Annotated in this window: 13 protein-coding genes; 11 read left to right on the top strand and 2 right to left on the bottom strand. The window is 37.4% G+C overall.

All coding sequences use genetic code 11. The features are described from left to right. Positions 1-123 precede the first annotated feature (123 nt). The 6 genes from thrS (at position 124) to HII17_RS12765 (ending at position 7,436) form a co-directional block, all read left to right on the top strand. On the top strand, positions 124-2,034 hold the full coding sequence (thrS, locus tag HII17_RS12790; RefSeq protein ID WP_169075774.1) for a threonine--tRNA ligase: 1,911 nt from the start codon (positions 124-126) through the stop codon (positions 2,032-2,034). 53 nt (positions 2,035-2,087) lie between these two features. Then, on the top strand, positions 2,088-2,654 hold the full coding sequence (gene infC, locus HII17_RS12785) for a translation initiation factor IF-3 (protein WP_169075773.1): 567 nt from the start codon (positions 2,088-2,090) through the stop codon (positions 2,652-2,654). A 153-nt stretch (positions 2,655-2,807) separates the two neighbouring features. Beyond that, positions 2,808-3,002: a 50S ribosomal protein L35 gene (gene rpmI, locus HII17_RS12780; protein ID WP_169075772.1), complete on the top strand. Its 195-nt coding sequence runs from the start codon at positions 2,808-2,810 to the stop codon at positions 3,000-3,002. Between the two features lie 15 nt (positions 3,003-3,017). Then, the gene (rplT, locus tag HII17_RS12775) at positions 3,018-3,377 is read left to right on the top strand and encodes a 50S ribosomal protein L20 (protein ID WP_169075771.1); all 360 of its coding nucleotides are present in this window, start codon (positions 3,018-3,020) and stop codon (positions 3,375-3,377) included. 254 nt (positions 3,378-3,631) lie between these two features. Further along, complete coding sequence (locus HII17_RS12770) at positions 3,632-4,735, top strand: phosphoribosylaminoimidazolesuccinocarboxamide synthase (RefSeq protein WP_169075770.1); 1,104 nt, start codon at positions 3,632-3,634, stop codon at positions 4,733-4,735. Positions 4,736-4,949: 214 nt separating this feature from the next. After that, positions 4,950-7,436 carry a methyl-accepting chemotaxis protein gene (locus tag HII17_RS12765; protein ID WP_169075769.1) on the top strand — a complete coding sequence of 829 codons (2,487 nt, stop codon included), beginning with the start codon at positions 4,950-4,952 and terminating at the stop codon, positions 7,434-7,436. A gap of 75 nt (positions 7,437-7,511) precedes the next feature. On the opposite strand, the gene HII17_RS12760 is transcribed toward HII17_RS12765, so the two are convergent. Then, the gene (locus tag HII17_RS12760) at positions 7,512-8,153 is read right to left on the bottom strand and encodes a GNAT family N-acetyltransferase (RefSeq protein ID WP_169075768.1); all 642 of its coding nucleotides are present in this window, start codon (positions 8,151-8,153) and stop codon (positions 7,512-7,514) included. A gap of 10 nt (positions 8,154-8,163) precedes the next feature. Continuing rightward, the gene (locus HII17_RS12755) at positions 8,164-8,817 is read right to left on the bottom strand and encodes a YehS family protein (RefSeq protein WP_169075767.1); all 654 of its coding nucleotides are present in this window, start codon (positions 8,815-8,817) and stop codon (positions 8,164-8,166) included. Positions 8,818-8,973: 156 nt separating this feature from the next. Between HII17_RS12755 and HII17_RS12750 the strand changes: the two genes are divergently transcribed. From HII17_RS12750 to HII17_RS12730, 5 genes are all read left to right on the top strand, one after another. After that, positions 8,974-9,831, top strand: coding sequence for a MipA/OmpV family protein (locus HII17_RS12750; protein ID WP_169075766.1), 858 nt, complete (start codon positions 8,974-8,976; stop codon positions 9,829-9,831). Further along, entirely contained in the window at positions 9,831-10,256 is a 426-nt protein-coding gene (locus HII17_RS12745) for a DUF3019 domain-containing protein (protein ID WP_169075765.1), read from the top strand. Before HII17_RS12750 ends, HII17_RS12745 begins: the two co-directional genes overlap by 1 nt. Positions 10,257-10,417: 161 nt before the next feature. After that, positions 10,418-11,152, top strand: a complete 735-nt coding sequence (locus HII17_RS12740) for a hypothetical protein (protein WP_169075764.1) — start codon at positions 10,418-10,420, stop codon at positions 11,150-11,152. Positions 11,153-11,221: 69 nt separating this feature from the next. Beyond that, positions 11,222-11,938 carry a response regulator gene (locus HII17_RS19215; RefSeq protein WP_169075763.1) on the top strand — a complete coding sequence of 239 codons (717 nt, stop codon included), beginning with the start codon at positions 11,222-11,224 and terminating at the stop codon, positions 11,936-11,938. Between the two features lie 12 nt (positions 11,939-11,950). Further along, entirely contained in the window at positions 11,951-13,276 is a 1,326-nt protein-coding gene (locus HII17_RS12730; RefSeq protein ID WP_169075762.1) for an ATP-binding protein, read from the top strand. Positions 13,277-13,300: the final 24 nt, after the last annotated feature.

Below are 13,300 nucleotides of genomic sequence, written 5' to 3'. Positions count from 1 at the left end.
ATTTACCTATTCTTCCGTGCTTATTTGTATTAGAACACATTTATCCACTTAAAAAGTATAAATGTGGGTTTTATTGAACAAGTGGCATTACGTAGGTGTCACCACTGTATTAAAGGAAATTTCATGCCTGTAATTACTCTCCCTGACGGAAGTCAACGTTCATTCGACAACGCAGTATCTGTAATGGATGTTGCAAAAGATATCGGTCCTGGTTTAGCAAAAGCGACCATTGCTGGCCGAGTCAATGGTGAACGAGTAGATGCTTGTGAGTTGATCACTGAAGACGCACAATTGCAATTAATCACCAATAAAGATGACGACGGGCTTGAAATTATACGTCACTCTTGCGCGCATTTATTAGGTCATGCGATTAAACAATTATGGCCAAATGTGAAAATGGCAATCGGTCCTACTATCGACAATGGTTTTTATTACGATATTGATCTTGATGAAGCATTAAATGACGAAGATCTAGCGAAGCTTGAAAAACGTATGTTAGAGCTAGCTAAAACTAATTATGAAGTTGTGAAGAAAACAGTTTCTTGGCAAGAAGCTCGCGATGCATTTGAAGCGCGTGGCGAAAGTTATAAAATTGAAATACTAGACGAAAATATAGATAAAGAAGACCGTCCAGGCCTTTATCATCATGAAGAGTACATTGACATGTGTCGTGGCCCTCATGTGCCAAGTATGCGTCATTGTCAACACTTTAAGCTAATGAATGTTGCTGGTGCCTACTGGCGAGGTGATTCAGACAACAAAATGCTACAGCGCATATACGGCACAGCATGGGCTGATAAAAAGCAGCTTAAAGCTTATTTACAACGTTTAGCTGAAGCTGAAAAGCGTGATCACCGTAAAATTGGTAAAAACTTAGATTTATTCCATTGGCAATCTGAAGCGCCAGGTATGGTGTTTTGGCATAACGATGGCTGGACAATTTACACTGAGCTAGAAAAATTCGTACGTGAAAAGTTACATGAATATGATTATGACGAAGTAAAAGGCCCATTAATGATGGACCGTGTACTTTGGGAAAAATCAGGGCACTGGGACAAATACGCAGAAAACATGTTCACCACAGAATCTGAAAAACGTGAATATGCTATTAAACCGATGAACTGTCCGGGTCATGTACAAATTTTTAACCAAGGTCTTAAGTCTTACCGTGATTTACCATTGCGTATGGCTGAGTTTGGTTGTTGTCACCGTAACGAGCCTTCAGGGGCGCTTCACGGTTTAATGCGCGTTCGTGGTTTTACTCAAGACGATGCACACATTTTCTGTACTGAAGATCAAGTGCAAAGTGAAGTAACTAAATGTATTGAAATGGTATACGATGTATACAAGACATTTGGTTTTGAAGACATCTTAGTAAAACTATCTACACGCCCTGAAAAACGTATTGGTAGTGACGAAGTGTGGGACAAAGCTGAGGAAGGCTTAGCAAATGCACTTAAAAGCTTAGATATTCCATTTGAATACTTACCAGGTGAAGGTGCATTCTACGGTCCGAAGATTGAATTTACTTTACTAGATTGCTTAGGACGTAATTGGCAATGTGGTACAGTACAACTAGATTTTGCTTTACCTGGCCGATTAGATGCTTCTTATATTGGTGAAGATGGTGAACGTCATGTACCGGTAATGATCCATCGCGCAATTCTAGGTTCGTTGGAACGTTTTATCGGAATTTTGATTGAAGAATATACGGGTAAGTTCCCAACATGGTTATCGCCAATTCAAGCAACAGTGATGAATATCACCGACAAACAAGGTGAATATTGTGAAAATGTTGTTAAAAAACTAAAAGAAAATGGCTTTAGAGCAAAACATGACTTGAGAAATGAGAAGATAGGCTTTAAAATCCGCGAGCACACTTTAAAGCGAGTTCCATATCTTTTAGTCGTTGGTGACAAAGAAATGGAGAATGGCGAAATTGCTATTCGTACACGTGGTGGTGAAGATTTAGGAAAAATGTCGGTGGATGCTTTCATTGAGAAGCTAACTGAAGAAGTTAATTCACGGGCTTAATACTTTTTACGCAGGTATGTATGAGAAAACATACCTGATTATTTTTTAGTTCTTTGGAGGAACAGACTATTAAAGGTGGTCAAAGAGGCGGTCAAAAAGAGCCAGCTCATCGTTTAAATGAGTTAATTACAGGTATTCCTGGCAATGAAGTTCGTTTAATCGGATTCGATGGCGAAGCAGCGGGCATTGTTACATTAAATGAAGCAATGGACTTAGCAGAACAAGCAGGTGTTGATTTAGTAGAAATCAGTCCTACAGCTAAGCCTCCTGTATGTCGAGTAATGGATTACGGTAAGTTCCTTTACGAAAAAGCCAAAGAGCAAAAAGAACAGCGTAAAAAGCAGAAACAAATACAGGTTAAGGAAATAAAATTCCGTCCTGGTACAGATGAAGGCGACTATCAGGTAAAACTACGCAACCTGAGGCGCTTTTTAGAAGGTGGTGACAAGGCTAAGGTAACAGTACGTTTCCGCGGCCGTGAAATGGCCCACCAAGAAATTGGTCTAGAGCTTCTAACTCGTGTTAAAAACGATTTAGAAGACATAGCGTCAGTCGAGTTTTTCCCTAGAAGGGCAGAAGGTCGTCAGATGATTATGGTATTAGCACCAATTAAACGTTAATAGCTTGGTCTGCAAGTAGTTTTAATATTTTTAAGACTCACCACTATTATCTGAAACCGGTTATTGAGGCTTGCAAGTAAAGCATTACTTTTTGTAAACATGCTTTCGCCTTTTATAACTTAATATTAATGGCAGAAATGCGGAGTAATTTTCATGCCTAAAATGAAAACAAACAAAGGTGCTGCAAAGCGCTTTAAGCCTACAGCTAATGGCTATAAATTCAAGCAAGCTGGTCTTCGTCACATCCTGACTAAGCGCCGTACTAAAGTTAAGCGTCATTTACGTGCTAAATGCCAAATCGCCGCTTCTGACATCAAGTCAGTTAAAAAACTTTTACGTCACGCTTAATAGGAGACTTAGACAATGGCAAGAGTAAAACGTGGTGTTGTAGCACGCCGTTCTCATAAGAAAATATTAAAGCAAGCGAAAGGTTACTACGGTGCTCGTAGTCGCGTATATCGCGTTGCATTCCAAGCTGTTACTAAAGCTGGCCAATACGCATACCGTGACCGTCGTCAACGTAAGCGTCAATTCCGTCAACTTTGGATTGCTCGTATCAACGCAGCATCTCGTCAAAATGGTTTATCTTACAGTCGTTTCATTAACGGTCTTAAGAAAGCATCTATCGAGATCGATCGTAAGATCTTAGCTGATATCGCTGTATACGATAAAGCAGCTTTCACTGTATTAGTAGAAAAAGCAAACTCTGCTTTAGCTGCTTAATTACAGGTTAAGTGATAAATAAAAGGACGCTTTATGCGTCCTTTTCTCTTTTTAGTCGTTATTTTATTGCTAATTTGCCATATTACATCGTTAAAAGTGCTCACATATAATTATATGCTCCGTGCTTTTTCCTTGAACTATTACAAATTATCAGCAAACTAACGTACTAAATTTAGTATGTACTAAGGCGTTATTTGTTTGTATTTAGTCATTTGAATCTAAACAAATAAGTTCTATTTAAAAGGTTTGAGATTATGAGTCTTGCAGATCAAGTATTAGCGGTAAATGATGATTTGCCAATTCGTACTGATAAGCCCGTTCATAGTGGCAAGGTGCGCAGTGTTTATTGGTTAACTGAAGCTGATAGCCGTCGTTTGATTAAAGAAAAAAACTACGATGTGCCAAGTGACACACCATTAGCGATTATGGTGATCAGTGATCGTATATCGGCATTCGATTGTATTTGGACTGGTGAAGGTGGTATGCGTGGTGTACCTGGCAAAGGGGCCGCTTTAAATGCCGTTTCTAATCACTGGTTTAAATTGTTTAAAGAAAATGGCTTAGCCGACTCTCATATTTTGGATATACCGCATCCGTTTGTTTGGATTGTCCAAAAAGCACAACCTGTAATGATCGAAGCAATTTGTCGTCAATACATAACTGGTTCAATGTGGCGCGCATATGAAAATGGCGAGCGCGAGTTTTGTGGTATTGAGTTACCTGAAGGCTTAGCAAAAGACAGTAAGTTACCAGAATTACTTCAGACACCTTCAACAAAAGGGATTCTAAAAGGAATTCCTGGAGTGCCTGAGGCAGATGATGTCAATATTACTCGTAAGAACATAGAAGATAACTTCGAAGCGTTTAACTTTAAGTCAGAAAGCGATATAGCTTTGTATGAAAGGTTATTAACCGATGGTTTTGATTTGATCACCGAAGCGCTGGCTAAAATTAACCAAATATTTATCGATACCAAATTTGAGTTTGGATACGTTAAAGATAAATCAGGTAATGATAAGCTTATCTATATGGATGAAGTTGGAACGCCCGATTCTTCGCGCATCTGGGATGGTGCTCAATATCACAATGGTAAAGTGGTCGAGAACTCCAAAGAGGGCTTCCGTCAGCTTTTATTAAACTATTTTCCTGATCCAGATATTTTATTAAATAAAAATAGAATGGATGAGCGTGAAGCACTAGCGCGTAACAATGAACTACCAACCGAAGTATTAATGCAAGTGTCTCAAACCTATACCGAAATTGCCGAAAAGATCACCGGTGAAAAAATAGTGTTGAGCGATAATCCAAAAGCAGAAATTATTAGTGTTCTAAAAGAGCATTATCAACTTATTGACTAGGTCTTTCACTTAGTTTTTATTTTCAAAAGCCTAAATCTTAATCGATTTAGGCTTTTTTTATGCCTATATATTAATATTTACATATAAAGTGAAGAAAACTTTTGAAAATCAAATGTATTGAGCTATAAATGATAGTTATCGAAACGTGTTCTAGAATAATGATTTATATAACAAAAGTTTAACAAATCAAATGTTATCAAGATAGGAAGCAATCATGGCTGTAAAGGAAAAAGACCAACAAGAAAACATACAAGATCTTCTGGCAAAAGTAGAAGCGATCAGTCGCGTACAAGCGGTGATTGAGTTTGAATTAGACGGAACTATTATTACAGCAAATGACAACTTCTTAAATGCTATGGGTTACACCTTGGAGGAAATCCAGGGAAAACATCACAGTATGTTCGCTGAAACGGATTATGCGCAAAGTGCAGAATACAAAGAATTTTGGCATAAGCTTAATTTAGGCGAGTTTGATTCAGGGGAATACAAACGCTTTGGCAAAAATAAAAAGGAAATATGGATTCAAGCGTCATATAACCCTGTTTTTGACGATGATGGTAAACCATATAAAGTGATAAAGTTTGCTACAGATATTACTGCACAAAAAATGCAATCTGCAAATTATCAAGGACAGATTGAAGCCATAGGAAAGTCACAGGCTGTTATTGAGTTTAATATGGACGGAACCATTATAAGCGCTAACGATAATTTCCTTGCGGCAATGGGGTATTGCTTGGAAGAAGTGGTGGGGCAACATCATAGTATGTTTGCTGAATTAGCGTATGCTAATTCAAATGAATATAAGCAATTTTGGTTAAATTTAAATCAGGGTAATTTTGATTCTGGGGAATATAAAAGAATAGCGAAAGGTGGGCGTGAAATTTGGATTCAAGCTTCATATAACCCAATTCTAGATCTAAATGGTAAACCGTTTAAAGTGGTAAAATTTGCAAGCGATATTACCGAACAGAAAAAGCAAACGGCTGATTTTTCTGGGCAAATTGATGCGATTAGTAAATCGCAAGCTGTCATCGAATTTAACATGGACGGTACAATTATTAACGCTAATAGCAATTTTTTATCTGCAATGGGTTATAGCCTTGAGGAAATAAAAGGCAAACACCATTGTATGTTTGCTGAACCAGATTATGCAAAATCAGCAGAGTACAAACATTTTTGGCAGCAACTCAATTTAGGCGAGTTTGATTCAGGAGAATACAAACGACTAGCAAAAGGTGGTCGAGAAATTTGGATTCAAGCTTCGTATAACCCTATTTTAGACCCCAATGGACAGCCGTATAAGGTAGTAAAGTTTGCGACCGATGTTACCGGTCAAAAGCTACAAAACGCTGACTTTTCTGGCCAAATTGATGCTATCGGTAAGTCTCAAGCGGTTATCGAGTTCAATATGGACGGCACTATTATTCAAGCCAATGAGAATTTTTTATCAACTATGGGCTATAGCCTCAACGAAATTAAAGGTAAACATCACAGTATGTTTGCCGAGCCTGAAGTTGCAAGCTCTGCAGAATATAAAGTATTTTGGCAAAAATTAAATCAAGGTGAATTTGATTCTGGCGAATATAAACGTTTAGGTAAATTTGGTAAAGAAGTTTGGATTCAAGCGTCTTACAACCCAATTTTCGACTTAAATGGTAAACCATATAAAGTCGTAAAATATGCGACAGATATAACTCAGCGTAAGCAAGCGATTGCTGAAATAAAATCAGTTATTATGTCGATGGCAGATGGCGATTTAACTCGTACTATTGACGTAGATTTAGGAGAAGAGTTTAACGTTTTAGGTGAATCAATGAATTCACTGTTAGACAATTTAAGCGAGATGATGGGCACCATTCGCGATGCGGCCAGTCATGTATTTTCGTCTTCACGAGAGTTAGCTGTAGGCAATACGGAACTTAGTAATAGAACAGAAGCCCAAGCTTCTAGTCTTGAAGAAACTGCATCTGCCATGGAAGAACTAACCTCGACTGTGCAACAAAATGCACAAAATGCCACTGAAGCAACTAACCTATCAACTAATGCAATGAAAAAAGCTAGTGATGGTAAGGGGGTTGTTAACGGTGCAATAGATGCTATGGAAGCGATAGAGAAGTCGAGCAAAAAGATATCAGATATTATTGGTGTAATTGATGAGATTGCTTTCCAAACTAACTTACTCGCATTAAACGCAGCCGTTGAAGCTGCTCGAGCCGGAGAGCAAGGCAGAGGTTTTGCTGTAGTTGCCAGCGAAGTTAGAAACTTGGCGCAACGCAGTGCTTCAGCAGCAAAAGAAATCAAAGGTTTAATTAATGATAGTGTTGAAGCGGTAGATCAAGGCAGCAAACTAGTTGATGATACCGGCAAAACATTTGGTGAATTAGTTACAGCTGTACAAGAAGTAGTAACTATGATTTCTGATATCGACTCAGCTAGCCGTGAACAGTCGGCTGGGATTAATGAAGTTAGCGGAGCGGTCACGCAAATGGATACTATGACGCAACAAAATGCGTCTTTAGTAGAAGAGTCAACGGCGGCAAGTAAATCGATGGAAGAGCAGGCGCAAAGCTTACTTGAACAAGTGTCGAACTTTAAAACTCATGATGAAGAAGTTCAGCAAAAACGCAAACCGAATAAACCAGTAAGGCCTACTAGAAGAAAAACACGTCAGTCAGTAAGTGCTGATTGGCAAGATTTCTAGTAAAGAGTCGAAATTTGAAAAAACAAAGCCACCTTTTAGGTGGCTTTGTTTTTTCATAGATGACGAATAAACCAATTATGCAAGTAAACTTGGAGAAGAAACTAGTAAGGTAAATGGCAGTGGTTCTGCCAGCAAGGATTCATCAATATCTAAAACATTAAAGTGGTTATGTTGAAAAAAGCTTACGATAGAGTCTTTTTCACTTTCACATTCACCTTCACCTTCAACCAAATTTAAGCGTTGATAATATGCTCTATCTTGCTCAGTTTCACAGACATCTGGGTCAACAAACAGTGACATAGGCATAGCAAGGGTAAAGATTGATTGTACTTTTGAATATTCTTTAGCTATTTGCGTTAATATTGCTTTGGCAACCCCTTGATTACGATAGTCTTCATGCACTGAAATAGCTTCTAGCATAATGTGCTGTTGCGATTTTTTTGCATCAGTTTTAATTGAAAGTGTTTCAGCAAGGTTTGCTTTTACATTTTGTTTTGTAAAAAACAAATTTAATGGTAGTTCCCAGTCGCATGCGCCAAGTGCTTCTAATTTTTGATAGCTTTCCTTTGCACCACGATTTTTATTAAGCACAAGTATCTCAAACTCTGCTTTCGCAACTAATCTTTCGCCATCAAACACGTTAACTTCTTGGCTTAATTGCCATTCAAATTCAGTTTTAATTTCTGGCGTTGTAAATTCAAATGTTAGTTTGTTCATTTTTAACTTGTTATTCCTGTTTGCCCCAAATATCTTCAGGCTTTAATTTAAGGGTTTTACCGGTCTCTTTTTTCGACTTGGCCGCTTTTGGATTTACGTACAGCTTACTTTTGCTTGGACGGGCACCTTGTGTTTTGTTGTTTGAAATTTGCTTGATTTTTACTTGCGAAGTTGGTGCCGCATCAGATTGTGCTTGGTTTTCTTTTATTGGTCGAAATTTTTGCTGGATGCCTTTTAAAAAATTTCTTAATACTTGATCCTTACATTCTCTATAATGTTTGTGGTCAGGCTTTCTAAAGAATGCACTAAGTTCTGATTTTCCAATATTAAAATTAGCAACCTTAAGCAGTTCGATAATATCTTCTGCTTTTAACGTTAACGCTATTTTTAACTTAGTTAGGATAACGTTGTTATTAAGCTTTTTCTCGTTAGTTGGCATTTGCCCGTCTTTTTTTCCTCGTTTCTCTATAATTAAACCATTTAGAAACGCTGAAAATACGTGATCTGATAAATTTACCTGATCCTTGTCTTCGTCTTTACGGAGCCAATTCGTTATTTGTTCAATAGTTACACCAACGTCTGCCAGAGCAAATATGTCGCATAGTTTTTTATCACTATAATTAAAACAAAACCTAAGACGACGCAGAATATCGTTATTTGTCACGTTAATACCAAATCTATAATAAAACGTTGTTATTTTAGCACGACAGAATACCCTTGTTACTGTTTTATTTCGCTTTTGCTAGCTTTGTTTCTTTTTAGTGCTTAAACTTCTACGCGCGCAAAACTATCTGTGCCTTAATTCAAAGCCCTATAAAAAATGAAAAGAATAATAAAACTAGCTATTGGCATACTTTTGTTGGTGTTAGTAGCACCTACATTTGCCAATGAAAACGCAAACGCCTCTGACAGGGAGCATTTTCCTGTTAAAGAGCAGCAAGATAGTGCGGATAAAATGTACTGGGAAGTTGATGTCGCTTTTTTACTTACCTACCGTAAAATCATAATTCCTGACATAGTAGAAAGAGAAAAGAAAATTAGTGCGGCTATTAATTTATCCGGCGGATTTTACTATAAAGACTTTTTCGTTGAAGCTGCGCCACTTTCTGGGCGTCCTTTCACCATTGGCTATTCTCTTTTTTCAGACGAAAGCCAACAAGTTAATCTAATTACAGAGTCGCTATTTTTTAAACTTGATGAAGACAGTCAAGAGAGTGGCAATATGCTCGATGGTATTAATGAGCGGAAGTCCTCTATGGAAGTTGGTGTTGAATATTTTTCGATTTTAAAGAAAAACGATATTAGGTTAAAGCTATTGCATGATGGGCTCAATAGACATAACGGTACAATTGCGACCTTTGAAATTTCTCGTCCATTCTTTACTAAACATTTCATGCTAGTTCCCGGGATAGCAGTATCTTATGTCGATGATAATGCAGCAGATTATTATTATGGAGTTTCACGCGAAGAAGTCAGAAGTTTTAGACCAGAATACCATGCAAAAGGAAGTGTCATTTCAACGGTTAGAGTGTATTTAGAAAGGCCGCTAAACGATAGTTGGTCAATAGTAGCTTCTGGAAAATATTCTTACTTTGGCGAAGGTATTGCAGATAGCCCGTTGGTTCAAGGAAGAGAAGACAACTATTCATTTAATTTTGGCGTTTTATGGACTTTTTAATGCGTCTAGTTCTGTTGTTATTCCTCATACTAATGTTCCCAGTTGATGTTATAGCTCAACAGCAGGAAAAATCGGTTATCAGTGCGGAAAAAATCAAAGAGCCATTGCTAATAGCGAGCCCAAACACTTGCGAATTAGCAAAAGGAACTTTCTTGTGTGAAATGAAAGCAGCCCTTATCTGGGAGACTGCTCAACTAGGTAATTATTGTGTTTATGAACTTGATGAAAGTCTACCTATACGTTGCTGGAAGAATGCTTGGTCAGGTAGATTTGTGTTGTCTTTTCAATCGAATAAAACGGTTACATATTTGTTAAAGCAAGAAGAAAAGCAAACAGAGCTTACACGCACGAGTATTAATGTGATTGGTACTCTTGAACAAAGAATGCGCGCCAAGCGTCGCAGCCGATTTTTTAGAATATTTTAATTCTTATAGGCTGCATAGGTTAAGGTTTGCCAATATTTCACACTGCGTAATACACATTTTTACAAACGCTATACACAATTCGACAATAGCGTTAAAGATTAATACAAAGCTTAGCCATATTATTTTCCTGACTCTTTTATTCCAATGTTAAGGAAAATATTATGAAAAAACTATTAACAACAATTGCTTTGCTTTCTCTATCAACAGCGACATATGCTGAAGTGTCACCTAAAAACTTGGTAGAACGTCCGTTCACATTAGCTGACGGCGAATTTCAAGTAGCTGGTGCTATTCAATATGGTGAAAAATTTGATGGTGATAAAGAGTGGAGTATTGTGCCTCATTTTGCTTATGGTATTACTGATGATTTAACCGTGTCTTTTGGTGAGATTCGATACCGCTTTATTGATAGAGTTAACAATAAAACCGGCTTAGAATTAACATCTGGCCTAAGTTATGCTGGACGTCTGAAAGCTGGCGACGCTGATGACGCCCATGGTGGTAAAATTGATCTTGCTGGTAAATATGTGTTTACATCGGATACAGCAGTGGCTTTTAGTTTAGGTTATGTTCATTGGCAGGATTTTGATTTAGACAAAGTAGATTGGCAAGACGAAAAAAATAGAGATAGAGCTGAAATTCGCTATTCAACCAGTTTTTTACACAATTTGTCTAACGATGTAACGTTTATTGCTAGTTACACTTATCGTGATTTAAAAGACTTTCAACAAAACTCTGCACAAGCTGCATCTGTTGGACTCAATTATGCGTACTCTAAAAGCATTGATTTAGGTTTGTTTGGTCGCTATTCAGACTATAATCCTGCTGAAAATGGCTTTTCTAACGATGGTCATTTAGAAAGAAGCGCAGGGCTTTACATGAGTTATCGCTTTTAATTAAACGGTTTTACTTAAGTCAGCCGTTTAGCGCGGCTGACAATATATTTTTAAAGGAACTTTATAGCAGTGGAAAAAAATCAGGGACATATTCTTTTAGTCGAAGACGACGAAAGTCTAGCATCGCTCGTTAAAGATTATTTTCAACGTCAAGGCTTTCAAGTGACCGTAGAAGGGCATGGAAATAATGCGGTTGAGCTAATAGAAAAAAAACAACCGGATTTGGTATTGCTCGATATAATGCTACCAGGAAAAAATGGCTTAGATATTTGTAGAGAATTAAGAACTAAGTCTGATATTCCTGTTGTAATGCTTACGGCTCGCACCGACGATATAGACCAGATCGTTGGACTAGAAGTTGGCGCTGATGACTACATTTGCAAGCCAGTACAGCCGAGACTTTTATTAGCAAAAGTCACTGCTTTATTAAGGCGTAGTAATGCGACTCAAGTTCAACATTTAGAAATTTCAGGTACCAAAGTCAGTATTGGTAGTTTAGAAATTAATAAAGCGAAGCAAGAGGTTTTTATTGGCGGTCAATTAGTTGAATTTACAACAAATGAATTAGAGTTGTTATATCAGTTTGTAACTAATGCAGACGAAATTTTAACGCGTGATGATTTACTTAATAATTTAAGAGGATTTGGGTACGACGGCTTAGATCGTACAGTTGATATGTTGGTTTCTAAGCTAAGGAAGAAGTTGGGAGATGATTCAGCTAAACCTCAAAAAATTAAAACTGTTTGGAAAAAAGGTTATATATTTGTTTCAGATGTTTGGTTGTAACGTTTTAAAACAATGAAGAACCTCTTTCTACGCTTATATATATTACTGATTCTTACTTTTGTTGGTTTAGGCTGGAGCATAGAAATTTTCTATTCTAACCTATCGAATGAAGAGCAAATAACCTCAGATCTCGCCTTACATAAAGGTACTTTCATGTTGCTCAATGCTGAGTTAATGAGACACCCTGAAAACGAGCAACATACTCACCTTGAAGCTTTATCAACATCCTTTGGTTATCCCATAGCACTATTGAATGAAGATAAAATAAGACAGTTTTCTAACCATACGGGCTTAGCGTTAGGCACTCATCAGATCAATTACTTAAGTTCTGGTGGAGTTATTAGCCTGTTTAATGACATTAAAGGTGAAAGCTGGTTTTTAAAAAAGCTAAGTGATCGTAATGGCGTTATGGTGTTAGGACCAATTTATACCGAACCGGTAGTGCAATCAGATATTATTTATACTGGGTTGTTTTTTATAGGTTTGGCCGTCTTCGTATTTTTGTGGGTTTGGCCAATTTCTAAAGGGTTAATGTCACTGACAAATGCCGCTACTGAATTTGGAAAAGGAAATTTCGAAGTACGCGCGAACACCCATGTATCTTCTTCGTTACTTGAGCTTGTTGAACGTTTTAACTCGATGGCAGCACGAATACAGCGTTTAATTAAGTCTCATAGAGAATTATCTCATGCCGTTTCTCACGAATTAAGAACACCTATTGCTCGTATTCGTTTTGCAATGGAAATTATTCGAGAAGAAGATAACGCTGAATTAAAGCACAAGTACCTCGATTCAATGGATGAAAGTATTGAAGAGTTGGACAGTCTGGTCGATGAATTACTTGTGTATGCTAAGTTTGACCGAGAAGAACCGCAGTTAAAAATTAAAGAATATAATTTGGTAATATTTCTTAACGATATCATTGAGAAATATCGACTTAATGAACCACGTTTTCAATTTCATTTAAACGTTGAAAACTTGGTATCCGCGAATAAGGTTAATGCAAGTTTTGATCGCGAAGGTATGAACAAGGTTATCGATAATTTGTTACGCAATGCTGTTCGCTATGCCAAGAAACGAATTAGCATTTCAGTAACAATCGAACAAGAAAAACTAGTTTTAAAGGTTTCTGATGACGGTGTAGGAATTCCACAAGAAAAAAGAGACAGTATTTTTGAACCTTTCGTAAGACTAGATGAAAGCAGAGACAAAAAGTCAGGTGGTATTGGCTTAGGCTTGGCGATTGTTAAACGGTTTGTCGAACTTCATCAAGGCCAAATAACAATCGAAAGTGCCAAAGGTGGTGGGGCTTGCTTTAATGTAACTTGGCCACAATAGCTTTTTTTTGAAATTGAAAAAATT

Origin of the sequence: Thalassotalea algicola (assembly GCF_012932965.1) — a bacterium.
Taxonomy (GTDB): domain Bacteria; phylum Pseudomonadota; class Gammaproteobacteria; order Enterobacterales; family Alteromonadaceae; genus Thalassotalea_F; species Thalassotalea_F algicola.
Note: the sequence above shows the minus strand (reverse complement) of the source record. Positions and strands in the feature narration are given on the sequence as shown.

Coding starts and splice junctions, on each gene's coding strand:
- HII17_RS12770 (WP_169075770.1), top strand. CDS start 3,632: ATGAGTCTTGCAGATCAAGTATTAGCGGTAAATGATGATTTGCCAATT.
- thrS (WP_169075774.1), top strand. CDS start 124: ATGCCTGTAATTACTCTCCCTGACGGAAGTCAACGTTCATTCGACAAC.
- HII17_RS12740 (WP_169075764.1), top strand. CDS start 10,418: ATGAAAAAACTATTAACAACAATTGCTTTGCTTTCTCTATCAACAGCG.
- HII17_RS12750 (WP_169075766.1), top strand. CDS start 8,974: ATGAAAAGAATAATAAAACTAGCTATTGGCATACTTTTGTTGGTGTTA.
- HII17_RS12760 (WP_169075768.1), bottom strand. CDS start 8,153: ATGAACAAACTAACATTTGAATTTACAACGCCAGAAATTAAAACTGAA.
- HII17_RS12765 (WP_169075769.1), top strand. CDS start 4,950: ATGGCTGTAAAGGAAAAAGACCAACAAGAAAACATACAAGATCTTCTG.
- rpmI (WP_169075772.1), top strand. CDS start 2,808: ATGCCTAAAATGAAAACAAACAAAGGTGCTGCAAAGCGCTTTAAGCCT.
- rplT (WP_169075771.1), top strand. CDS start 3,018: ATGGCAAGAGTAAAACGTGGTGTTGTAGCACGCCGTTCTCATAAGAAA.
- HII17_RS12745 (WP_169075765.1), top strand. CDS start 9,831: ATGCGTCTAGTTCTGTTGTTATTCCTCATACTAATGTTCCCAGTTGAT.
- HII17_RS12730 (WP_169075762.1), top strand. CDS start 11,951: ATGAAGAACCTCTTTCTACGCTTATATATATTACTGATTCTTACTTTT.